Origin of the sequence: Lunatibacter salilacus, assembly GCF_009797935.1 — a bacterium.
Lineage (GTDB): Bacteria > Bacteroidota > Bacteroidia > Cytophagales > Cyclobacteriaceae > Lunatibacter > Lunatibacter salilacus.
In genome coordinates this window covers 50467-73360 of record NZ_VOLC01000027.1, presented here as the reverse complement: position 1 = coordinate 73360, position 22894 = coordinate 50467, and the positions used below count along the sequence as shown (strand labels likewise).

The following is a 22894-nucleotide window of genomic DNA, read 5'->3' as shown; positions in this document are numbered from 1 at the left end:
AATACGCGTCAAGAGAATACTTCTTTGTTGATTGAATTTTGGGCGTTATACTATGTCATTGCCCATAATAAGCATCCTTTCCATGCTTACGTTCATAGTGTTTTTGTATCAATGCAGGTTTTAATCGGGCGGCCTGAGGATTAATTTGAAGTGTCAAATAGGCCATCCGTGCAATCTCTTCCAATACTTTGCTGTTGTAAACAGCTTTCGCAGCATCCTTACCCCAGGTAAACGGGCCGTGGTTTCCCAGCAAGACCATTTCTACCTCCCGGTATGAAAGTCCTTTTTCTTCAAAACAGTCCAATATCTGTTGGCCGGTATTATATTCGTAATCTCCCTGAATCAGCTCATCCGACATCGGGGGAGCGCAAGGGATATCCGGCGTCAGGTGATCGGCATGGGTAGTACCAAAATTAGGGATATCCCTCTGGGCCTGCGCCCAACTTACTGCATAGGTACTATGGGTATGACAAATCCCACCAATGTGGGTCCAATGTTTATATAGGAAAGCATGGGTCTTGGTGTCAGAGGAAGGGCGCATCTGTCCGGAGACCACGTTGTTGTCAAAATCCACCACTACAATATCTTCAGCCCTCAGGCTTTCATAGGGTACCCCACTGGGTTTGATAGCGAAAAGCTCCAGTTCCCTGTCCACAACACTGACATTTCCAAAGGTGTAAACCACCAAGCCCAAAGCGGGCAGCTGCATATTTGCTTCGTAGCAAGCACTTTGCAGGTGTTCAAAATTTCTCATGCTTATTAATTTATACGGCTATATTACGACTATCTATTACTATTTTAGAGAAAAGGTCTGTAAATCCCTTACTGATACAATCTACCCAAATTATGATACAACATTCAACTATTTGACAGAAAACTAACTTTCACCTTGCTTATTTGCCTATATATTATAAATTTGGTGCGTTGAAATTAAAGGAGAAAACAAACAGGTTTTGAATATCTATCGAATCGAGGCAAACAAATTTACGTAAAAAAGCAAAAAAATATGATGAAGTACTCAAATCAATCCAGAATCCTGGTTTCGATTGATTGTGTTGTGTTTGGGTTTGATGGAGAAAATTACAAATTACTCCTGATTCAACGGGGTTTCGAACCCGAGAAAAACAAATGGAGTCTAATGGGGGGCTTCCTACAACCCGAGGAATCCTTGGATGAAGCAGCCCAACGAGTTCTGCACGAACTAACAGGACTGAAAAATGTCTATATGGAACAGCTGCAAGCCTTTGGCTGTCCTTCCCGCGATCCGGCTGAAAGAGTAATCGGGGTTACCTATGTCGCACTAATAGACATCAAAAAATACGAAAAACAGATTTCCAATCATTTCAAACCGAAATGGTTTATGATGGACGACCTGCCCGAACTTATATTTGACCATCCACAGATGATAGAGCTATCGCTCAAGCACCTAAGATACAAAGCGGCCCTCCATCCCATCCTTTTTGAACTTTTGCCTGAAAAATTCACCTTACCCCAACTTCAGATCCTTTATGAAGGCCTGTATGGAATAACCATTGACAAGCGTAATTTTTCAAGAAAAGTCCTATCTACCGGTATTATAAAGAAAGAAGTGGAAAAGGATAAAACTAAATCAAAAAAAGGAGCCTACTATTATACCCTTGTAAAGGAAAACTATCAGGCACAATTTCAGCGAATTCTGAATTTTATCCCCAAAAATGACATACCTCCAGGCATAGAGACTGAATCAAAAGTACAACTCGCTTACTCAGAGATATCGGATAATTAGTAATTTCCGTTTTTAAATTAGAAGCAAGGAAACATAATTACCGCGACTTATCAGTATCGTGCCAATAGCTATTGTATGAAAAATATTGAATCAAAGGAAATCTGGTTTATCACTGGAAGTCAACATTTATATGGAGATGAAACGCTACAACAGGTGAAGACACATGCGATACATCTCGCTGAGGAACTTGGAAATAAAAGTGAGATTAGTGTAAAAGTGATTTTCAAAGCCCTGGTAACCGGAATGGACGAGATCCGGCAGGTCTTTCAGCAAGCTAATCATTCCGCTGTCTGTATCGGGGTAATCACCTGGATGCATACATTCTCTCCTGCTAAAATGTGGATCAATGGATTGAAAATCCTACAAAAGCCACTGCTTCATCTGCATACCCAATACAACCGGGACATTCCTTGGAGCAGCATAGATATGGACTTTATGAACCTTCACCAAAGTGCTCATGGAGATAGGGAGTTTGGGCATATTGTTTCCCGGATGCGGATCAACAGAAAAGTCGTAGTCGGTCATTGGAAAGCTGACACTGTAGCGTCAGAAATAGATGACTGGGCTCGGGCTTGTCTGGGATGGAATGATTGGCAAGGAGCCAAGTTTGCGCGGTTTGGTGACAACATGCGTCAAGTTGCTGTCACAGAAGGTGATAAAGTGGAAGCCGAGATACAATTTGGATTTTCTGTAAACACCTTTGCAGTCGGTGATCTCGTCGAATCTATTGAATCCATCTCATCCAATGAGATTGATGAGCTGCTGCAAATTTATGAAGAAAGCTACAACCTAGTGGATGTCTTGGGCAAAGATGGGTCGAAAAGATCTTCCTTGCTAGATGCGGCGAGAATTGAGTTGGGATTGCTTCAATTTTTGGAATCCGGCGGATTTAAGGGATTTACAGACACTTTTGAGGATTTGCATGGAATAAAGCAACTGCCTGGAATTGCCGTGCAGCGGTTAATGGAAATGGGCTATGGATTTGCGGGAGAAGGCGATTGGAAAACGGCTGCTCTGGTACGCGCCATGAAGGTCATGGGGACAGGAAAGCCCGGGGGAAATGCCTTTATGGAAGACTATACCTATCATTTTGACCCGGAAGACAGCTTGGTTTTAGGTTCACACATGCTTGAAGTGGACCCCTGTCTGGCTTCACATAAGCCTTTCTGTGAAATCCATCCGTTAGGCATTGGAGGAAAAGAAGACCCCGTCCGCCTTGTTTTCAACGTTGGTGCGGGACCTGGACTTAACGCATCATTAGTAGATATGGGCAACCGTTTTAGATTGATTGTCAACGAAGTCGAAGCGGTAGAACCCCGCTACGAATTGCCTAAATTGCCTGTCGCCAGGGTTTTGTGGAAACCTTTCCCGGATATGGAAACAGGCTGTAAAGCTTGGATTTTGGCAGGGGGGGCACATCATACCTGCTTTAGCCAAAATATCAGCAGTGGGATCCTGTCCGATTTTGCTGATATCGCCGGCATTGAGCTATTAACCATTGACCGGGAAACAAAGATTAAAGAATTCAAAAAAGAGTTGACTTGGAATGAAATGTATTTTGGGAGGAGATAATATGCTTGGTTTATTTTTCTAAGCGACATATAATACCAAAACGGTTGATATTCATTTTAACTTGCCAGGCCTTAGTGTTTTTCATGTTATCGACAGAAATGAACTATTGAGACGGAACGGAAGAATTTGGCTGGGAGAAGCAATTACTCAAAAGAATTACCGATTTAGGCAATCTGGACAAATTTTACAGCCAAATAATTTTGTTAAGCGGGAAACAACCAATATCTTCATTACCAATGTAAGCTATTGTTTCCTAAATCATGAAATACCCTAAGATAACCACCCGCCTTTGCTTCACTGCCTTCGCTTTAATTTTATTTAGTCAGCCAGCAACCTCCCAAACCGAAAATATTCCGGAAGCTGTCATCAATAACGGAGTCGTCCAAGCAACACTTTATTTACCTGATTCGGAGACCGGCTATTACCGCGGAACGCGCTTTGATTGGTCGGGAGTAATTGGCAGCTTGGAATATAATGGACATAGTTATTTCGGGCAATGGTTTCCAACATACGATCCTTTTTTGCATGACGCCATTACCGGACCAGTAGAAGCTTTTGACCCTATTGGATATGAAAATGCGCAACCGGGAGAAACGTTTTTAAAAATAGGTGTTGGCACCCTCAAAAAAATCAACGATGAACCGTATCGGTTTACTGCTCCATTTGAGATCGTCGACGATGGGAAATGGTCTGTGAAAAAGAAGAAAGATCGTGTGGTTTTTTCGCACGTGCTGAAAGATGCCGACGGCTATGCGTACCGATACGAAAAAACGTTAAAGTTGACTAAGGGGAAGCCTGAAATGGTATTATCCCACAGCCTGAAAAATACAGGGCATAAACAAATCGAAACCCAAGTCTATAACCACAATTTTTTTATGATTGACGATCAGCCCATTGGCCCTGATTATTCGGTTACCTTTCCTTTTGACTTGGAGTTGATTTCCAACACACGGGGTATGGGGACAACGGTGGAAATTCATAAAAATAAGTTGGTGTTTTTGGAGCCGATCCAGCCCCGGGAAAGTATATATGTTGTTTTGGGTGGATACTCGGATCAAGCTTCTGATTATGATATCACTGTTGCAAACAGCAAAACCGGGGCAGGCGTACGAATCACCAATGACCGCCCTATCACACATTTCCCTGTATGGTCCATTCCGACCACCCTCTGCCCGGAGCCCTATATGTTGGTAAGTGTCGCCCCCGGACAGACTTTTACATGGAACACAACCTATGAGTTCTTATCCGAAAAACCCTGATCAAATAAATCCACCCCTCGATAACCTTTTTAATTCAATGAAAATACTACAATCCCTTTTCCCTTCCACAACTAGAAGATATTTGGTAGTGGTGGTTGCTTGGTTATTTGGATGCACCTCACCGACTTCGCAAGATCAGGACTGGCCCTATTACGGGGGAAACAGCGAGGGTAACCGTTATTCAAATTTGAACCAAATCAATACCGACAATGTCAAAGATCTTCAGGTTGCCTGGTCTTATATGTCGGTTGATACTACAAAAGAAGGATACAGACCGCGGGAAATACAATGCCAACCCATTATAATAGACGGTATGTTGTATGCGACCAACCCTCTGTTGGTATTATTTGCATTGAAAGCAGATACGGGCGAGGAGTTGTGGAAATTTGATCCGTTTGTCGGAAAAACTCCCCGCTATCATTCCAACCGGGGGGTCATGTATTGGGAGGATGGATCAGAAAAACGTATTCTTTACACCGCAGGCACTTCGCTTTATTCCATTGATGCGTTGACAGGGGAATCCGTGACCAGTTTTGGAGATAACGGAGCAATTTCACTTCAACAAGGTGTGGGGGATAACTTGGATCGGGACGAGAAAGACCTAGCGGTGATTGCGACTAGTCCCGGAATTATCTACAAAGATCTCGTAATTATGGGTTCTACCGTTTCTGAATCTGCCACTGCCCCTCCGGGTCATATTAGGGCCTTTGATGTGCGTTCGGGTGAGTTGAAGTGGGTATTTCATACCATTCCCCAACCGGGAGAGTACGGCTATGACACTTGGCCCAAAGATACCTGGAAACTGTTGGGGGGAGCCAATAACTGGGCAGGAATGGTAATGGATGAAGAAAGGGGCCTGATATTTATGGGTACAGGTTCACCCTCAGTGGATTTCTATGGAGCTATACGCCACGGTAAAAACCTATTTGCCAATTGTGTGCTGGCATTGCACGCGGCAACCGGGGAGCTTGCTTGGTATTACCAAATCGTCCATCATGATCTTTGGGACAGGGACATCGCCTGTCCGCCAAATCTGATGACAGTCACCCATGAAGGAAAAAAAATAGCTGCCGTGGCTCAGACCACCAAAGACGGACTGGTATTCCTGTTTAATCGGGATACCGGAGAACCACTATTTCCGGTGGATGAAGTTCCCGCATTGACAGATTTTGCACTGCCAGGAGAGGCACCTTGGCCTACCCAGCCTAAACCCACCAAACCTGCGCCTTTTTCCCGACAGGTAATGATGGAAGAAGACATTACCACCCGGACCCCTGAGGCCTATGAGTATGTTAAGAAACGTTGGGAGGAAAGCCGATCCGGGAGTAAGTTTATGCCCCTAAGTAAGGAAGGGACACTTTACTTTGGCATTGGCGGTGGGGCCAACTGGGGCGGGAACGCTTCCGATCCGCAGGGAATACTTTATCAGAATTCCAACGAAATGGTGTGGGATGTAAAACTGGCGGAAATCCCGGCAGCCTCTGACCAGTCCGTAACCGCTGGTCGAAGCCTTTACATAACCAACTGTGCCCATTGCCATGGCCTGGACAACAAGGGGGCCGCCGGACAGGAATTTCCTGATCTATCTCAAATTGGCAGTAAGCTAAGCCCTGCTGAAATTACTGCCATCATAAGCAATGGCCAGGGAAGAATGCCGGCATTTCAACACCTTTCATTGGCTGAAAGACAAACAATAACTGCTTATCTCACTGGAACCGAAAAGCAGGGAGGCCTGCAAGACGATATCCATAGCCCGATAGCAGCGGAAGTTGCCTCATCCAATAGCGAATTTCCTTACAAACCGGCTTTTACATTAAGCGGTTTGAACAAATTTCTGGATCCCGACGGGTATCCGGCGATTACCCCACCATGGGGAACCCTTAACGCCATAGATATGAATACCGGAGAATTCCTGTGGCAAGTACCCTTAGGAGAATATCCTGAACTGACTGCTGAAGGCATGCCTATCACAGGAACTGAAAATTATGGAGGCCCCGTAGTAACCGCTGGGGGTTTGGTTTTTATCGCCGGTACCAAGGATGAACGTATCCGTGCCTTTGACAAAAAAACAGGGAAAGTTCTCTGGGAGTATCAACTTCCTGCCGGAGGGTTTGCCACCCCTGCCACCTATATGGTAAACGGAAAACAATATCTGGTCATAGCTGCGGGTGGTGTTAAGAATGCGCATAAACCGGGTGGCTCTTATATCGCATTTGCCTTACCCTAAAATAACGTGAAATAATTTGCATCCGACGCTTCTTTCCTATAAACTTAACGAATATGATCTTTTGATTGGTAAAACTCACTCTTTGCAATAACCCATCTTCGAAAAACCCGTTATAAACATCTGAACCTAACTACTTCCAGCCATGTCCCCCTCTCCCCTACACACCATCCTTGGCTCAACAGGCAATATAGGCACTGCCTTGGCTACGGAACTCTCATCAATCGATTCAACAACGGTTCGTCTTTCGAGTAGAAATCCTAAGCTGGTTTCCGGAGATGAAGAATTGGTAAAAGCAAATTATTTAAACGAGCAGGAAGTGGATGCCGTTGTGAAGGGCTCGGACACGGTCTACTTAGTTGTGGGGATCACATATAAGTCCAAGCTATGGCAGGAACAGTGGCCCGTCATCATGAAAAACACCATTAAGGCATGTAAAAAACATGGTGCCAAGCTTGTCTTTTTTGACAACATGTATTGCTACGATCCGGATCATGTCGGTCACTTGACCGAGGAAACTCCTGTAAATCCGAAGAGTAAAAAGGGAAAGGTTCGGGCACAAATTGCCCAAATGATTTGGGACGAGGTTTCCAGCGGCGGACTACAGGCGATGATCGTGCGCGCAGCCGATTTTTATGGTCCGGGGGCAAAGCTAAGTTTTCTTAATGAATCAGTCATCAACCGGATGAAAGCTGGAAAAACCGCTCAATGGTTGTATGCCGGAGATAAAAACCATTCATTTACGTATATACCTGATGCTGCCAAGGCAACAGCCTTTTTGGCACAACAAGCCGATGCGTGGAATCAGGTATGGCATTTACCAACATCGGACGCCTATCCTACTGGTCAAGAATGTGTCAATATTTTGGCTAAACACCTGGGAGCGGCTCCGAAATTGGCCATCCTTCCGGGGTTTATGGTAAATCTGCTGGCTATGTTTATTCCTTTACTCCGAGAGATAAAGGAATTGAAATATCAGTTGGCTGAGGATTACTGTTTTGATTCGTCGAAAATTGAAATCAAATATGGGTTGAAACCAACGTCGTTGAATGATGGGTTAAAGGCATGCCTTTAACCTAATTTTCCAATACCTGTTTCAAATTGTTCATATTTTGCGCCATATCCTTTTTCAGCATGGATTTGATAAAAGGAATCATCAGATTCATCGGGAATGGGGTTCGGGTATGGAATGTATTGGTCACCTTGGACTGATTCGCCCCAACGGAATCTATTCGGGTGATAGCTTGGTTGACTCCTTTAAAGGGCTTTTCAAACCGGATCTCCACTTCATAGCCCTCACCATCCATTATTTTGGTGATCTCCTGTTCCCCTACCCCAACATTCTTTTGTTCACTTTCCCATGCTGCCACAAAACCTACCGTACCGTCAACACCCCGATAATCCATTTTTACATTGGGATCGGCCATGACCCACTTGGAATAATATTCCTGATTTTTGAGATGACTCACAAATTCAAAAACCTCCGACCGGGGTCGGTCGATGACAGTTTCGGCACTGATGGTATACTCCTTCTTCATCATGAGAGCAACAAAAAGCAGTAAAATAATCAGGCCAGCGATTCCTAATACAATTATTTTTATCATAATGGGTTTGGTTATTGCGGATTTTTATTGAGGTCATTTAATCTCAACTTTAAAAGAGTGGTGAATTAATAGGTATGTGATTGATGATTTTTAAATAACCAATTAATCAATTATAGTTGAATTTTGAAACCTTTAATTAATAGCTGCCTCAAGTACAGCAATGTCCATCTTTTTCATGGGCATAAAAGCAGCCATTAGTTTGGGAGCCTTGGCCGGGTCTGACATATTCTCCGTTAATAATTTTGGCACAATTTGCCAGGAGACTCCAAACTTGTCATAGAGCCAACCACATTGCACTTCATCTCCCCCGCCTTGCGTAAGGCGTTCCCAATAATAGTCGATCTCACTTTGATTATCACAATAGACCATTAAAGAAATAGCAGGAGTGATGTCAAATTGATGATCATGAGAACTTTCCATTATCATGAACGTGTATCCATTGAGGTAAAACTGGGCATGCTTTACTTTCCCCAGCACATCCCCATCCCCTTCTTCGTACCGGGCAATACCCTCCAGCTTTGCGTCTTTGAAGACATCCATATAAAAATGAATGGCCTCCTCTGCTTTTCCAAACTTGTCCCCTATTAACATGATAGAAGGGGCAAACTTCTGTCCGACATCAGCAAGGCTTCCCAACGAAATTTGCCAAGAAACCCCATATTTATCATTGATCCAGCCGTACTTTTCACTCCATGGATAGGTATCCCAAGGCATAAGGACCCTTCCCTCCTTTTCGATGGAATTCCAAACATGGTTCGCCTCCTGTAATGTTTCGCAGGTTACAAAAAAAGAAATACCCGGACTATGGGTATACATTGGCCCACCATTTAATGCCAAAAATTTCTGGCCATGCATGGTAAAGTCCACCGATAATGCCTTCCCTTCTGACAATTTGTGTCGCTCCTGACTTCTGTCGCTGGGCTGGAATTTGGCCGTTACGGTTACGTTGCTGAAGACCTCTTTGTAAAATTGGACAGCCTCCTCCGCTTGGTTGTCGAACCACAGACAGGGAATTATGGGTTTAGATCTAGGTTTCATATATGTGAAATTATGTGAGTTTAACGAATTATTTATTTCAAATTTACTTCATTTTATTGGGTATCAGAATGTGCAAATAAGACAAAGTAACGGGTTGATTGCGACATAATTATCGGCTATATTCGTAGATGAATAAAATTTTAAATAGAGCCAACGGATGAAAACTGTCCATATTCTTGTTCCGGAAACCGCCGTACCTGCGGCTATCGTTGATCCTCAATACATGTTTACCGCCATCAACGAATTTTTGAAGGCAAGCGGGCAGCCTCCTTTTTTTAGAGTAATTTTGTTAGGCTTAACTTCGGAGGTTAGGTTGTGTGGTGGCCTAGTGGTCATCAAACCGGACGCATTATTGGCGGAAGTAGACCAAAGCGATCTGATTATCATCCCTGCTCTTAGCGGAGATTTGTCCGTTGCGTTGGAAAAAAACAAGCAGATGATCTCATGGATTAGCCATCGATATCAACAGGGAGCGGAAGTTGCCAGCCTTTGCATCGGAGCATTTTTGCTGGCATCTACAGGTTTGCTAAACGGGAAAACCTGTTCCACCCACTGGATGCATGCGCAGACATTTCGCAGCATGTTTCCCGAAGTTACCCTGGTAGATGACCGGGTAATAAGTGAACAAAATGGACTTTATTCCAGCGGCGGAGCCAATGCTTATTGGAGCCTGTTGCTTTATCTGGTAGAAAAATATACAAGCCGTGAAATGGCTGTAATGGCATCCAAGTATTTTTTGTTGGATATGGAAAAGACAAGCCAGCTTCCTTTCAGTATATTTAAAGGTCAAAAATCCCATGGAGACGAACTTATCCTGGCTTCCCAGGGATATCTTGAAAAGCACTACGAGGAAAAAATTGGTGTCGACCAGCTTGCTGACCGATTTGGATTGGGTAGGAGGACCTTCGAGCGTAGATTCAAAAAATCAACCAGCAATACCGTGGTCGAGTACATGCAGCGCGTAAAAATCGAAGCTGCAAAAAAGCAACTGGAACAAGGGAGAAAAACTGTGAGTGAGATCATGTATGAAGTTGGGTATAATGACCCAAAAGCATTTCGGGAAGTATTTAAAAAATATACGGATATGAGCCCTATTGACTACCGTTCCAAATTTAAGAGTCAAAAACCAGACTAAATAACTATATGGAAACTCAATATAAACCTGATGAATACACATCTGTATCTCCTTATTTCATTGTTAAGGGTGCCCAGCAACTTATTGATTTACTGCAGGAAATCTTCGGTGTGCAAGCTCTAAGGCGATATGAAAAAGCCAATGGCAGTATCATGCATGCGGAAATCCGGCTGGACGATACGGTACTTATGATCGGAGATGCGGGGGAGGCATTCACTCGCAACTCCTATTGGATGCACGTCTATGTGCCAGATGTTCACGCTACATTTCAGAAAGCACTCGAAGCGGGTTGCATCTCCGTAGAAGAACCCAAGCAAAGGGAGGGTGATCCCGATACCCGGGGTACTTTTCAAGATTTTGCGGGAAACAACTGGTCAGTTGCTACACAAGGAAAATGAAGAATCGCCTATAGGTGTGTTTTTCTAAATTGTAAAAGAGATTGGATTAACCAGTCAATTCGTATTACCTTGTATATCCATTATACCGCATATATATGAAGAGAAGAAATTTCATGCAGCTAGTTCCGGGAACCGCTCTACTATTGGCGGGTTCAAGTTTTATTACCCACAAAAAAGATTCCCTTCCCATCAGTGCAAATGGATATAACTGGATAACTTTTTATAACCGCTCCGGTAAGGTGTGGGGAGAGGATTGGGATGCCTGCCTGGCTGAGTTTGCCCAAACAGGCATTCTAGGATTCGAACCATCTATACCGAATGCGGATTACCTGAAAACATTGATTCCTTTTCTGAAAAAATACAACATACAACTTCCCTCCATCTATGTAGGCACTGAGCTGCATGAAGAAGCCACTGCCAAAGAATCCATCAAAACCATTTTGTCGATTGCGGAAATCGCCAGCACCTTGGGGACAAAAATTATTGTCACCAATCCCAATCCTATTAATTGGGGTTCCAGCCATCTCAAGGATGACGACCAACTCTTCTGCCAAAGTTCGCACCTGGACCAATTGGGGCAGGCTGTGCGGACGCGGGGAATGAAACTGGCCTACCATACCCATGATGTGGAATTGAAAGCCGGTGCAAGGGAGTTTCACCATGTACTACAGAATACTGATCCTGAAAACCTCCATTTTTGTATGGATGTTCACTGGATCTACCGGGGCTCCGAAAACTCCCAATGGGCGGTCTTTGACACGCTGAAAATGTATGGCGATAGAATAGTGTCCCTTCACCTTCGCCAATCCGAAGGGGGAGTATGGACAGAGGCATTTGACCCTGTTGGGGACATTGATTATGTCCGTTTTGCCGGAGAAATAAAAAAGATGGGTATCAATCCCCACTTAGTCATTGAACAATGTTTGGAAGAAAAATCCCCGAACACCATGGATGTCGTTGCTGCCCATCAAATCAATTTGAAAGAAATTAAAGCTTTGTTTGGATTACCTCCATTCTAAGTTATCCAAAGCCATTTCGATTCAAAATCGAAACCTTCTTTCATCATTTTTAAAAATAATTTTATACTAGAACAAAAAAGCCCCCGAAATCCAACGATTTCATGGGGTCTTCTTATTTGAAGATCAAGCGGAATATGACTTTTACCTTTCCCAAAAATTGGGTGGTGTAATTCCTAATGCACGCAGGTAAACATAGGCTTGAGCCCTATGGTGGATTTCATTGTCGATAAAGTATAGAATGCTGCAATATACCTTATCCTTATATTGGCCAAAAGCTACTACTGTATCTTGGAAATGATCAGAAGGAATCTTAGCCCACCAGTGATTCAATTCCTCCGTAGCTTTGTCCCAAGCGGCCAAGAGTTTTTCTTTACTGCCTTCCAAGTCCATATTTTCATCCAAGGTTTCCCATTCTTCAGTGGCCATGCCTTTTGCTCCCGGCACGGCAATTCCCAGGAGCTCCTTGGCCATTTCCCCAAATGGCCGCATACCGCCAATGCTGAAGGTGAAAAGCTGATCTTCTGGAAATGCCTCGATAACCCTTCTGGTCAGTTGGCGATGCCCCTGCCAATGGGCTAACAATTGGTCAGTACTGATTACTTCTGCTGTCATCGGTTTCGTTAGGTTACTACTTTCCATAATATTGTTTGTCTTGATGTGGAACGATTATTTTATATTCCAAAGTAAATACCCCGACCTGACAGCCCTATGTCAGTAGGGTGAAGAAAAAATTATTTTTTTTAAACCTTTCCAAAACATGTATATTTAACCTACTCTTTTTGTAACGACCATGAACAGGCTAGATAGACTTACTTCTATATTAACCCACCTGCAAACCAAACGGACAATCACTGCACAGGAGCTGGCGGACCGCTTTCAAATTAGCCTTCGGACAGTCTATCGTGATTTGAGGTCATTGGACGAGGCTGGTGTTCCTATTATAGGGGAAGCGGGTCAGGGTTACTCGCTCGTTGAAGGGTATCGGCTTCCACCTGTCATGTTCACTAAAGAGGAGGCATTGGCTTTTTTAATAGCTGAAAAAATCGTGGAAAAAGTCACGGACCGGGAAAGTAGCAGGCATTTTCAAAGTGCACTTTTTAAAATTAAAGCCGTGCTAAAATCCACGCAGAAAGAAGCCATAGATACCTTGTCCAGCCAAGTAGAAGTCATTCCTAAACCAAATGGACTATTGGCTGCGGGCCGTGATCGGACTTTGCAGATCTTACTGCAAAGTCTCTCTGAAAAACGAGTAATTTCCCTAGAATATACCACCTTCGAGAAGGAGGTTACCACAAGACGCACCGTAGAGCCTGTTGGTGTTTACTACTCTTTTGAACAATGGTACCTTATTGCCTGGTGTCGGCTGAGGAATGACTACAGAACCTTTAGACTGGATAGGATTCGGGAAGTGTGCATTTGTGAAGAAACATATTATAAACACCACCCCTCCTTGAAAGATTATTTGGAAAAAGTCAAACAGGAGCAGCAACTGACCAAAGTTGTACTGCAAGTGTCCGCTGATGGTATAAAATACATGCAGATAGAAAGGTACAACCAAGGCTTTGTTTTTGAAAAGAAAACCGAAAACGGAGTAGAGATGACTTTTATGACCTGCCACCTAGAAGGATTTGCTCGCTGGGCTATCATGTTGGGAGATTATATTCAAGTGATTGAGCCTCAAGAAATTAAATCCAGAATCAAAGAACTTTTAATGATTATGTTAGAAAAATTACAGGAAAAAAACCAAGTTTGCTGATTATATTAAACCCATGAAAACACCTATTTTCGGGATTATTACCCACCACCAATCTACTTGATTTTGAAAATACAAAATTTCCTCAAAACCTTAGGTCCCGGAATTCTTTTTGCCAGTACTGCCATAGGGGTGTCCCACCTTGTACAGAGTACGAGGGCAGGTGCTGAATACGGGTTTGCACTCGTGGGGTTTATTGTGGCAGCCAACCTTTTCAAGTGGCCCTCCTTCGAATTCGGTTCCCGCTATGCCACAGCTACGGGAAGGTCCCTGATTGACGGATATCAACTTCTAAGCCCTTGGTTTCTGAGGATGTATTTGTTGATCAACCTTCTTTCCATGTTTTTTGTAAATGCAGCAGTGACTTTTGTCGCGGCAGGTTTTCTGCAAAGTGTGTTGGGGATTTCTATTGCCCCCGCCTATTTCTACATCCCAGCGTTGGGGTTGTTTTTATTCTCCTATCTCTTCCTCGCTTGGGGACGGTATTCTCTGCTGGACAAAGGCATAAAAGTAATTGGTTCCTTCATGTTGATCACTACCCTGCTTGCATTCTTCATTGCGGTTGTCAAGGGTCCGAAGCAACCCTTAGTATTTGAACCCTTTAGGGATTTGGTGGCATTGGAGTCTATTCCCTTTATTATTGCCTTAATGGGATGGATGCCTTCGGCTATAGATTCCTCGACGTGGAACAGCCTTTGGACCTTGGAGCGAACAAAACAAAGTGGATACCAGCCATCAGTTAGGGAGACGGTTTTTGAGTTTAATATAGGGTATTGGACCTCAGCGGTTTTGTCGATATGCTTTGTGGTGCTTGGTGCGTATTTGCTATTTGGCACAGGAAATATTCTTCCTGACAACAATGTCGCCTTTGCTTCCGGGGTGGTCAACTTATATGCCGCCAACTTGGGAACTTGGACCTTCCCCATTATTGCCAGTGCCGGATTTACGATAATGATCGGGACCTGTATCGGTGTAATGGATGGCTATGCACGCTCTACCTCCCGTTCGATAGCTTTAATACGGGGAAAAGAAGAAAGTAGAAATGGTTATTTATTGTGGCTAACGCTTATTGCTATAGGTGGCTTTGCGGTGATTGCTTTTTTTATTACGGAGTTTAATCGGCTGATAGGAATCGCCACCACGATTTCCTTTCTAATCGCCCCAGTTATTGCATTCCTCAATTACCGCCTGACCTTTAGCAACCACCTAACGAAAGAACAACAACCGGGATCGGCTATGCGGATTTTGGCATTGATGGGAATTGGGTTTCTTTTGTTGTTTTCGTTGGGAATGATTGGGTTTAGTTGGTTTGTATAAAAAAAGATAATCTATAGAATTGCTCCGTAAAAGCATTAAATCGACTCACGTAGCCGACACCCGAGGGGTGAGCGTAGCCGAACCCCGGATTCATATTTCAACGACATATATTTTCTCTTAGTTGGTATTGAAGCGTATCTAAATATTCACTCTAAAATCAATAATTGATAATAATTGGGGTCTTGGATACCACCTGTTGTATCCAGGATTTAATATCATCGATTCCCAAAGCACCCTGATAGGCTTTATGTTTGCTTTTGGCTTCGTCAAATGCATGAAGAACCATTTCCGGATCAGCATGCGAGAGTTTTTCTACGGTATCATATTCGGTGTCTACAATTAATCGTGCAAGTTTAGGACCAACCCATTTAATGCGAGAGACATCCACAAGTTTTGTCAGCCAAAGTATGTCCGCCATTGAAATACCGGATAGGTTTTTCAGTTTCTGCCGATTTTCAGGATCCTTGACGTAAGGAAACAAATTTTCGGTATCGACTATGTCAAGTTCATTTAATTGCTTTATAATTTCATCCGAAATATTGGGTACATCAACGAACTTTATGGGAGTGGGAAGTAAATTATTCACTTCTCGTTTAAGGAGTTTGAGGTAATCCTCGGAAATACCAGTCTCTTCAGCTAATTTCCCTAATCGTTCACTGCTTTTCAATTCCTCTCGGAGTCTATCGGCATTATTAATACCCTTTTTTTGAATTATGGAAAAATTTGATTCTATATCAGTAAGCAAAGGCATTCTGCTAGGCAACAAACGACCCGTCTTAAGTTCATTTTGAAAATCATCCAGCCCTATTTTGGATAAATCGGGCATATAATCTGATTGACTTTTCATATTTAAACTAGAAGTAAGTTAACGAACTTTTAATACTTCCATTATCCCTATTCATCCAATGCGAGATGAATATGTTTTCTTCAAAGATACTAATTTTTCAAAAATTTCGCATGCCACGTAATAGCATTAAATCGACCCACGTACCAGGCACCCGAGGGGTGAGCGTAACCGATATCCGAGGGGTGAGCGTATCCGAACCCCGGATTCATGAAAAAAAGTTTTCCGAAAGCACCATGACCACATGTGCAAAAATATGAGCGAGGAAGGCACTTTCCAAGCCCTTTTTCCAATAGAGCCATCCGAAGACAAGTCCTCCTATTGTGTTGCCAATAAGTACGTAGCTTATCATGACGATACTGGGAGTTCCTACAGTTTGAAAGACTACAGGGAAATGGCCTACTGCAAATATGAGGGAAGAAAGAAAAATTCCAATCCAATATACTTGTGGCTTGAGTCCCTTAAAAAGTTTTGCTGTCAACCAAACCAAAAGCGTCATCAAACCAAAACGCATGAAGATTTCTTCTGTAATCCCGCCATATAAAAACCTCGCCGCAAGCGTCAGTTGGAGTTGTCCGCTGAGGAGTTCGAATTCCGAAGGGGAGATTGACCTAAAAAGTCCGAGTATGCTCAATGCAATTCCTGTGAGAATCCCCCCTGAAATCCCATATAGAAGTATTTCCCTCAATTGGATAGAATCTTCTCTGATGCCCAACAACTTCTCAATTATGGGAACGCTGAGATTAACTTTTTGATAAAATAGAGTCCCCACAAGTATGGTCACGATCAAAATAATGGTGGGGTTAATCAATATCAGGAGCTTAATTTGAGATGGAGTAAACCGATCCTCGAGTACAGATAGTATTTCGTCTGGCAAAGGGATATCCATCGTCAACATAGACAACATGCCCAACATTCCAAGGAAAAATAGAATAAGGGCGAGGTAAAACTTTTTTCTTTTCACATGATTCATAGCATACTTTTTATGGTTTTTAACATCAAGCCGGTGGCTTTTCTATGCCCCTTTCCATTAATCTGATTGGTTGCCCCACAAAAGAAAAGATCTGTCTTGGGGTTATAAAATGCAAAAGTGCCCGTCTGACCCCAAAACCCCAGAATCTCCCCGGGGTATTTGATTGGGGAAAAAATCCAGGGAATCCATAATTTCTCCAGTCCTATACCAAAGAGGAACAATCCTGGAGGAGGTAAAATCATCTTCCAATCCTTCAGCGACGCTAATTTTTCAACTGGAAAAAACCTACCGGTGAAAAATGCCTTGAGAAAAACCATCATTTCATCCACTGTGGATACTATGCCTCCCTCCGGAGCAATGGATATCATGTATTGGGGCAGCCATAATTTTTTAGCACCATAGTAAAAAGGTGCAGGACTGGTATCGGTTGGATCATGGTAGATATAGGTGTTTTTCAATCCGAGGGGTTCGAAAATATAACGCTTCAACACCTCCTGAATCGGTTGTCCGGTAACTTCTTCAATAATTTTACCCAAAAGCTGGTAATTTGAATCCGAGTAGGCAGCTTTAGCGCCAGGTTTAAAATTTGGTTTAAGGTTTTTAATGAGATCAATGGTCTTATCTAATGGCCATGGTTTATCATGGCCATCCAAAAGTTCATCCGCTACAGTTCTTCCATTTTTCTGTTTGTGGAAAAAATAATCCGGAATACCCGAGGTATTGCTGATGAGGTGTTTAACGGTAAGTTGATTGGAGTAATCTACCCCTTTGAGTACATGAAGACTATTGCAGTAATGGTCGGGTAAATGTTTGCTGATAAGGTCTTCAAGTGCAATTTTATCCTCCTCAATCAGTTTCATCACGACGACCGTGATATACATTTTGGTCACAGAAGCAATAAAATACTTGGAATCGATGTTCATGTCTCCCGCAGCACCCGACCAGGAAATATCACCTGTTCCGTTTTCCACTTTCATAGCCACGCTAAAAATATTTTTATTGTCCACTATTTTTTGGAGGGACTGATGAAGTAATTTCGTGTTAAGAGTCTGGATCATACCCTAAATATAAAAAAATAAATCGAGCTGTAAGATCGGTAGTAAACAGCACCCTCCCAGCGCGCAAAAGCCCCATTTCTTATGAAGACTTTAATTGGCGATGCGTCAAAATATAGAAATGGCAAATTGCGCGGTGGTCAATACCTTTCTAAGTCTTAAACTTGACTTTTGGTTTTTGAAGGATCCCTTTAAAGCACTGATGGTGGGAATACTTGGAAGGTAAAAAGCAGGGTAAAGCCCAGATACAATACCTATCAAAACCGCTACTCCCAAAGAAACGAATAACAGGAAGCTATTTTGCCAAAAGTTGACGACAAGGTTTTTCTGGATTAGGCTATTGAAAGATGAGAAATTTAATATTAGGAAAACCAGGAGAATGGCCAACACTAGCGATATCAATGAAAGAAAAATAGATTCTCCCAAAAATGAAAAAACCAAGGCCTTTTTACTACTCCCAAGCGTTTTCTTCATGGCTATTTCAGAAGCACGGTTTACAGATTTGGCTGTCGAAAGGTTCATGTAGTTGATACAGGCCAAAAGAATGATAAATATACCAATGGCGGTAAATGCGTAGAGATAAGCCATGTTTCCGGTAGGCTCATCATCGACTAGTGATGTATCAAAATGGATACTTGCCAAAGGCTGGAGGATTGCATTATATTGCCCCCCAACCTGATCGCCAAAGGATTTGAAGTATTTATCAAAAATTGCGGGAAACTTATCATAGAAATTTTGCGGATTGTAGTTTTCGGTCATCAAGAAATACGTGTAAACATCAGGATTCCAGAATGCCTCAGATTTTATCTGCCCCTGATCGATTACCCATTCCCTGCTCTTACTCAACCCGGAAAGAAGGAAATCAAATCCCAAATGGGTATTTTCAGGTAAATCCTGGATGACGGCAGTTACCTTCCAATTGTCATCATCGATCAGCAAGGTCTTGTCCAAAGGGTTTTCCAAACCGAAATATTTTTCGGCCGTGGATGCTGTAATCACTACGGAATTGAGGTCATGCAGGCAAGTGACAGGATCTCCGGAAATAAATTTATGTTCAAAAACCTGAAAATAAGTGGAATCTGTGCGGACAACATCCTCTTCATAAAAAGAAGTCTCCATACCATTTGATTCATGCGTAACCAAGGTGTGGCTCCAGGAGACAGCGCGAGTGAACGCTACGACTTCGGGAAACTCATCTTTGATAATGCCGCCGAGTTCCCTTGCCGAACGGGCCACCCTCACGTCAATACCTGTGGCTTTTAGATGACCGCCCAATCTGTATATCCGCTCATGGTTGGCAAAATGTTTGTCATAGGACAAATCGTGTTGCAGAATCAAAAACAAGATAATACTCACCGCAATGCCCATGGCCAAACCAAGGATATTGAGCAATGAAAAAAACTTATCTTTTAAGAATACTCTGGTAAAGAACTTAAGATGGGTGCCAATCATAGAAGGGTTGAAATAATCGGTTTACAAATCTAAAAATTACGAAAAAAAGTTTGGCAAAAATTATACCATAGACTTAATGTGCTATTAGGGCCTGTTACGAATGTTATTAGCTAATATCGCATGAACATTTTCGTACACTAGCGTCTGTTCTCGGACAGGTTTAGTTTAAGAAAAAGTACTATCCGATTTTAATCTTTTCAATACTTTTTAAATCCACAACAATATGATATTGTTCTTCCTCAATATCAAAATCATATTGTTTGGTTAGAGCTTGTTAAGTGCTTAATTTAAAATGGCTTAGCCATTTTGTAGTTAAAGATCTCTACACCCATAATTAATTTTGTGTTCCGTTTGATTATTTTAAACCCCTTATTTTCAAAAAACGGTCTAGCAGTTTGGCTTACGTTTGAGTTCAGAGTTGTTGCTTTTTTCTTTAAGGCCTCTTCTGCTATTTCAGAATAAAGTTTGTTTGCTATTCCCTGTCTCTGAAAGTCTTTGTGGACAAATAATAGGTCGATATGATTATCATTTTCCAACGAAGCGAAACCAACAATTTGGCCCGGTACTTCTGCAACAACAAAATATTGCGAATTTAACTTTTCTAACCAGCGTTCCGTGTTTTCCACTGAAGAAGTCCAAGCCTGAATTTGCTCCGGTGAGTAGTCATCCTTGCAAATAGTTAAAATTGTTTCAACAAAGATTTTTTGGATTTGAGCTAAGTCATCAACAGTTGAAGGTCGAATTGATATTTTTAAATTGTCCATTATCTGTAATAGTACCTAACTTGCGACTTCCCTTTTTCTATTTAATACCCTTCTATTCAAATCTACATGCATATAAATCTTTACAATCAAAACAACACCGATAAACCAAATCAAAGACATATAACCGACATAGGAGGCTAGCTTGCCTAAAATCAAGGGCATGATAGTGATACCGACATAAGCGCTGGCCATTTGCATGCCCATTATGGCCTGCGAATTTTTTTCGCCGAAATTGCGGGGAGTTTCATGTAGTAAACTTGGAAATATCGGCGCACAACCCAACCCAATCAGAAAAAACCCGGCAATCAACGTAATCTCGAAGGGCAAATGGAGAACTACAAGCCCGAAAGCAATTATTGATTGTCCTAGGTAAACCAAGCGTTGATTATTTAATTTCAACGTAAAAAATCCTGAAATAAAACGGCCGGCCGTAATGCCTAAATAATATAAAGAAACCAATTTCGCTGCATTTTCTGCTTCAAAGCCCCTGACGATTACAAGATAACTCGCTCCCCATAAGCCAAATGTGGCTTCTATCGTGCAGTAAAGGAAAAATACCGCTAAAGCGGATTTAAGACCCGGTATAGAAAGTAGTCCTTTGAAAGAGGGTTTTGATTCCAGATTCTCCTTATCATTGTCATGATGTTCATTTGCCTTACTGCTCCAAAAAGGTATGGAAAGAAGCAACACTACCACTAGACCAATTTGGATCCAGCCAACAGTATGGTATCCGCTTGTCCATGATTGGCCAGCAGCAAGATACCAAGACATGATCATAGGACCTATTGCTGCCCCCACTCCCCAAAAACAATGGAGCCAATTCATGTGCCTTGCCTGATAGTGGATCGCCACATAATTGTTGAGTGCCACATCCACACATCCCGCACCCAATCCAAGCGGAACAGCAAGCAGGCATAGCCAGGCAAAGGATTCCGAATATGAAAATCCCAACAAAGCCAAAGCAGTCATTAGGACACTTGCGGTAGTAATATTAGCTACTCCATAGCGGTTGATGAACTTTGCGCTAAACAAGCTGGAAACAACTGTCCCCGCCGCCACAATCATGGAGATAATTCCCGCAAAATGAATCGGCGTGTTTAAGCTTTCATACATCGATGGCCAGGCAGCACCCAAGAGCGAGTCCGGCAAGCCCAAGCTGATAAACGCAAGGTAAATCACAATTAAAAGAAGGATTTTTCTCATTGAAAGTGATTTTTGACCGATTCATCCGACCATCTCAATTCATAAGCCATATTTATCTTTCATATCAGCATGAGAAACGGTACGTCCGTTTGTTACATCATCCATTCCCCTTTCAATTCCCGCCTTCTGAGATTCTGATAAGAACTCCCACCAATCTTTATTTATTGCCTTTGAGTCTTTTACAACTTTTAAATATGACAATATATCCTTGTCTTCCAGCTGCGTAACCCACTCTATAAGTTCCAATTTTATTGCTTCGTTTCCCATGATTTTTTTCTTAAAGTTACATAAATTATTATCATCGCTGTTTTCCCAACAATTGAAAAAGGCTTATTTAAATCCATTGGTTACCAATGGAATTTTGGCTTGTTCGGTTCGTTCCCAAGGGGCTTTGTAGTATTCGCATAAAATAAATTTCTCTTATTTTTAAAACTAATGCGATTTTGAGAAAATTCCTAAAGCAGATAGTTTTACGTAGTCAATTCAACACCAAAGAAGATCCCAATAATCTCAAGCTTACCATAGCTTCAATGCTTTTCAGCCTCCGAAAGGCCCTCATTTACCTATGGAGAAAATTTAACCCAATGGTTAACAATCGGTTAAATATTTTCAACTAAAATTTAAAAACTAAAAAATCATACCTACGTTGTTAGATTAATTATTCACACTAAATCAAATTCTTTATGAAGAAATTGTCCATTTTCCTTTTTCTGCTTTCAGCGGTCCTTAACCAATCTTTTGCGCAGGAATCCTCTGAAAAACCTCTTTATGATTACGCTGAAACCCAGCATGAATTTTCCCTCGATATTTTACCCATCATCAATGGACATTACCCCGCTTCATTACTCTATAGAAAGCATTACAAAACCAAAAATGATAAAGACGCAGCATTAAGATTTGGGCTTCATTTAAACAGCCAATTCCAAACCACAGAATCAGATGTCGCTCAAATAAATTTAATAAATACCCGAAGCAATGGTATTGGGTTAACAGTTGGAAAAGAATGGCAAAAGAACTTCACGCCCAGAAATATGGGATATTATGGCGTTGACCTGGGTTTTGGATTTTCAGAATCAAGAAATGAGCAGAATTTTGAAAGTTCGGGGTCGGTAAATATACAAGACAACAATAACTTCAATTTTTCATCCATAGGCTTTATAGGCATGAAGCACCATTTTTCAAGAAACTTTTCAATTTCGGCTGAATCAGGGGTTTCCGCTGGGTTTAATCAAAATTACCAAAATAACTACTCCAAAAACCAGGGGCGAACCGAAGAAGACAAAAGAACCACCCAAAGTTTTAGCCTATCTTTAATTCCTATAAGAGCACTCCGTTTTGCTTTTCATTTCTAGATCTTTGCTTAGAAAGTATTGAGCAAAACCCAATAACATTATCATATCTATGTAGGTTGCAGTATACCGTAACTAAAGCTCCTCGCAATTTGCTATTTGGAAGAGAAATAAAAGGATTTTGAATTTCCATTAAAACCTAGAAAATCCGTTTAGGATTGCAAATCCCA

22 protein-coding genes are annotated in these 22894 nt (G+C 42.1%); 11 read left to right on the top strand and 11 right to left on the bottom strand.

What is annotated here, in order from left to right:
- Positions 1–55: 55 nt before the first annotated feature.
- Complete coding sequence (locus FQ608_RS25310) at positions 56–754, bottom strand: L-ribulose-5-phosphate 4-epimerase (RefSeq protein WP_158861282.1); 699 nt, start codon at positions 752–754, stop codon at positions 56–58.
- 252 nt (positions 755–1006) lie between these two features.
- Between FQ608_RS25310 and FQ608_RS25305 the strand changes: the two genes are divergently transcribed.
- From FQ608_RS25305 to FQ608_RS25285, 5 genes are all read left to right on the top strand, one after another.
- On the top strand, positions 1007–1765 hold the full coding sequence (locus tag FQ608_RS25305; protein ID WP_158861281.1) for an NUDIX hydrolase: 759 nt from the start codon (positions 1007–1009) through the stop codon (positions 1763–1765).
- Positions 1766–1840: 75 nt separating this feature from the next.
- Positions 1841–3337: an L-arabinose isomerase gene (araA, locus tag FQ608_RS25300; protein ID WP_158861280.1), complete on the top strand. Its 1497-nt coding sequence runs from the start codon at positions 1841–1843 to the stop codon at positions 3335–3337.
- A gap of 260 nt (positions 3338–3597) precedes the next feature.
- Complete coding sequence (locus FQ608_RS25295; protein WP_234364396.1) at positions 3598–4596, top strand: hypothetical protein; 999 nt, start codon at positions 3598–3600, stop codon at positions 4594–4596.
- Positions 4597–4633: 37 nt separating this feature from the next.
- Entirely contained in the window at positions 4634–6823 is a 2190-nt protein-coding gene (locus tag FQ608_RS25290) for an outer membrane protein assembly factor BamB family protein (protein ID WP_158861279.1), read from the top strand.
- Positions 6824–6965: 142 nt separating this feature from the next.
- A complete protein-coding gene (locus tag FQ608_RS25285; RefSeq protein ID WP_158861278.1) occupies positions 6966–7895 on the top strand; it encodes an NAD-dependent epimerase/dehydratase family protein in 930 nt (309 codons plus the stop codon).
- A 1-nt stretch (position 7896) separates the two neighbouring features.
- Here the strand turns inward: FQ608_RS25285 and FQ608_RS25280 are convergent, their stop codons facing one another.
- Positions 7897–8424 carry an SRPBCC family protein gene (locus tag FQ608_RS25280; protein WP_158861277.1) on the bottom strand — a complete coding sequence of 176 codons (528 nt, stop codon included), beginning with the start codon at positions 8422–8424 and terminating at the stop codon, positions 7897–7899.
- 132 nt (positions 8425–8556) lie between these two features.
- Positions 8557–9462, bottom strand: a complete 906-nt coding sequence (locus FQ608_RS25275) for a VOC family protein (RefSeq protein WP_158861276.1) — start codon at positions 9460–9462, stop codon at positions 8557–8559.
- Positions 9463–9619: 157 nt separating this feature from the next.
- On the opposite strand from FQ608_RS25275, the gene FQ608_RS25270 reads away from it, so the two are divergent.
- From FQ608_RS25270 to FQ608_RS25260, 3 genes are all read left to right on the top strand, one after another.
- Positions 9620–10597, top strand: a complete 978-nt coding sequence (locus FQ608_RS25270) for a GlxA family transcriptional regulator (protein ID WP_158861275.1) — start codon at positions 9620–9622, stop codon at positions 10595–10597.
- Positions 10598–10605: 8 nt separating this feature from the next.
- On the top strand, positions 10606–10995 hold the full coding sequence (locus FQ608_RS25265; protein WP_158861274.1) for a VOC family protein: 390 nt from the start codon (positions 10606–10608) through the stop codon (positions 10993–10995).
- A gap of 95 nt (positions 10996–11090) precedes the next feature.
- Positions 11091–12014, top strand: coding sequence for a sugar phosphate isomerase/epimerase family protein (locus FQ608_RS25260; RefSeq protein WP_199856472.1), 924 nt, complete (start codon positions 11091–11093; stop codon positions 12012–12014).
- Positions 12015–12155: 141 nt separating this feature from the next.
- On the opposite strand, the gene FQ608_RS25255 is transcribed toward FQ608_RS25260, so the two are convergent.
- Positions 12156–12626 carry a DinB family protein gene (locus FQ608_RS25255; RefSeq protein WP_234364395.1) on the bottom strand — a complete coding sequence of 157 codons (471 nt, stop codon included), beginning with the start codon at positions 12624–12626 and terminating at the stop codon, positions 12156–12158.
- 178 nt (positions 12627–12804) lie between these two features.
- Between FQ608_RS25255 and FQ608_RS25250 the strand changes: the two genes are divergently transcribed.
- Together FQ608_RS25250 and FQ608_RS25245 are read left to right on the top strand one after the other, a co-directional pair.
- Positions 12805–13770 (top strand): helix-turn-helix transcriptional regulator, encoded by a 966-nt coding sequence (locus tag FQ608_RS25250; protein WP_158861272.1) that lies wholly within the window; start codon positions 12805–12807, stop codon positions 13768–13770.
- Positions 13771–13833: 63 nt separating this feature from the next.
- Positions 13834–15084 (top strand): NRAMP family divalent metal transporter, encoded by a 1251-nt coding sequence (locus tag FQ608_RS25245; protein ID WP_158861271.1) that lies wholly within the window; start codon positions 13834–13836, stop codon positions 15082–15084.
- 157 nt (positions 15085–15241) lie between these two features.
- Here FQ608_RS25245 and FQ608_RS25240 read toward each other — a convergent pair whose 3' ends face one another.
- The 7 genes from FQ608_RS25240 to FQ608_RS25210 form a co-directional block, all read right to left on the bottom strand.
- Entirely contained in the window at positions 15242–15931 is a 690-nt protein-coding gene (locus tag FQ608_RS25240) for a DUF4332 domain-containing protein (protein WP_158861270.1), read from the bottom strand.
- A gap of 205 nt (positions 15932–16136) precedes the next feature.
- On the bottom strand, positions 16137–16901 hold the full coding sequence (locus FQ608_RS25235; protein WP_234364394.1) for a CPBP family intramembrane glutamic endopeptidase: 765 nt from the start codon (positions 16899–16901) through the stop codon (positions 16137–16139).
- Entirely contained in the window at positions 16898–17878 is a 981-nt protein-coding gene (locus FQ608_RS25230; protein WP_234364393.1) for a serine hydrolase domain-containing protein, read from the bottom strand. The genes FQ608_RS25235 and FQ608_RS25230 overlap by 4 nt, the downstream gene beginning before the upstream one ends.
- Before the next feature lie 186 nt (positions 17879–18064).
- On the bottom strand, positions 18065–19408 hold the full coding sequence (locus tag FQ608_RS25225) for an ABC transporter permease (protein WP_234364392.1): 1344 nt from the start codon (positions 19406–19408) through the stop codon (positions 18065–18067).
- Positions 19409–19695: 287 nt separating this feature from the next.
- Positions 19696–20172 carry a GNAT family N-acetyltransferase gene (locus FQ608_RS25220; protein WP_158861267.1) on the bottom strand — a complete coding sequence of 159 codons (477 nt, stop codon included), beginning with the start codon at positions 20170–20172 and terminating at the stop codon, positions 19696–19698.
- 15 nt (positions 20173–20187) lie between these two features.
- The gene (locus FQ608_RS25215; protein WP_158861266.1) at positions 20188–21375 is read right to left on the bottom strand and encodes an MFS transporter; all 1188 of its coding nucleotides are present in this window, start codon (positions 21373–21375) and stop codon (positions 20188–20190) included.
- A 39-nt stretch (positions 21376–21414) separates the two neighbouring features.
- A complete protein-coding gene (locus FQ608_RS25210; RefSeq protein ID WP_158861265.1) occupies positions 21415–21642 on the bottom strand; it encodes a hypothetical protein in 228 nt (75 codons plus the stop codon).
- Between the two features lie 416 nt (positions 21643–22058).
- Here FQ608_RS25210 and FQ608_RS25205 point away from each other — a divergent pair, with 416 nt between their 5' ends.
- Positions 22059–22727 (top strand): hypothetical protein, encoded by a 669-nt coding sequence (locus FQ608_RS25205; protein ID WP_158861264.1) that lies wholly within the window; start codon positions 22059–22061, stop codon positions 22725–22727.
- Positions 22728–22894: the final 167 nt, after the last annotated feature.

Coding starts and splice junctions, on each gene's coding strand:
- FQ608_RS25210 (WP_158861265.1), bottom strand. CDS start 21,642: ATGGGAAACGAAGCAATAAAATTGGAACTTATAGAGTGGGTTACGCAG.
- FQ608_RS25230 (WP_234364393.1), bottom strand. CDS start 17,878: ATGAAAGTGGAAAACGGAACAGGTGATATTTCCTGGTCGGGTGCTGCG.
- FQ608_RS25285 (WP_158861278.1), top strand. CDS start 6,966: ATGTCCCCCTCTCCCCTACACACCATCCTTGGCTCAACAGGCAATATA.
- FQ608_RS25255 (WP_234364395.1), bottom strand. CDS start 12,626: ATGACAGCAGAAGTAATCAGTACTGACCAATTGTTAGCCCATTGGCAG.
- FQ608_RS25310 (WP_158861282.1), bottom strand. CDS start 754: ATGAGAAATTTTGAACACCTGCAAAGTGCTTGCTACGAAGCAAATATG.
- FQ608_RS25250 (WP_158861272.1), top strand. CDS start 12,805: ATGAACAGGCTAGATAGACTTACTTCTATATTAACCCACCTGCAAACC.
- FQ608_RS25260 (WP_199856472.1), top strand. CDS start 11,091: ATGAAGAGAAGAAATTTCATGCAGCTAGTTCCGGGAACCGCTCTACTA.
- FQ608_RS25290 (WP_158861279.1), top strand. CDS start 4,634: ATGAAAATACTACAATCCCTTTTCCCTTCCACAACTAGAAGATATTTG.
- FQ608_RS25295 (WP_234364396.1), top strand. CDS start 3,598: ATGAAATACCCTAAGATAACCACCCGCCTTTGCTTCACTGCCTTCGCT.
- FQ608_RS25235 (WP_234364394.1), bottom strand. CDS start 16,901: ATGAATCATGTGAAAAGAAAAAAGTTTTACCTCGCCCTTATTCTATTT.
- FQ608_RS25220 (WP_158861267.1), bottom strand. CDS start 20,172: ATGGACAATTTAAAAATATCAATTCGACCTTCAACTGTTGATGACTTA.
- FQ608_RS25280 (WP_158861277.1), bottom strand. CDS start 8,424: ATGATAAAAATAATTGTATTAGGAATCGCTGGCCTGATTATTTTACTG.
- araA (WP_158861280.1), top strand. CDS start 1,841: ATGAAAAATATTGAATCAAAGGAAATCTGGTTTATCACTGGAAGTCAA.
- FQ608_RS25265 (WP_158861274.1), top strand. CDS start 10,606: ATGGAAACTCAATATAAACCTGATGAATACACATCTGTATCTCCTTAT.
- FQ608_RS25270 (WP_158861275.1), top strand. CDS start 9,620: ATGAAAACTGTCCATATTCTTGTTCCGGAAACCGCCGTACCTGCGGCT.
- FQ608_RS25215 (WP_158861266.1), bottom strand. CDS start 21,375: ATGAGAAAAATCCTTCTTTTAATTGTGATTTACCTTGCGTTTATCAGC.
- FQ608_RS25275 (WP_158861276.1), bottom strand. CDS start 9,462: ATGAAACCTAGATCTAAACCCATAATTCCCTGTCTGTGGTTCGACAAC.
- FQ608_RS25205 (WP_158861264.1), top strand. CDS start 22,059: ATGAAGAAATTGTCCATTTTCCTTTTTCTGCTTTCAGCGGTCCTTAAC.
- FQ608_RS25305 (WP_158861281.1), top strand. CDS start 1,007: ATGATGAAGTACTCAAATCAATCCAGAATCCTGGTTTCGATTGATTGT.
- FQ608_RS25240 (WP_158861270.1), bottom strand. CDS start 15,931: ATGAAAAGTCAATCAGATTATATGCCCGATTTATCCAAAATAGGGCTG.
- FQ608_RS25225 (WP_234364392.1), bottom strand. CDS start 19,408: ATGATTGGCACCCATCTTAAGTTCTTTACCAGAGTATTCTTAAAAGAT.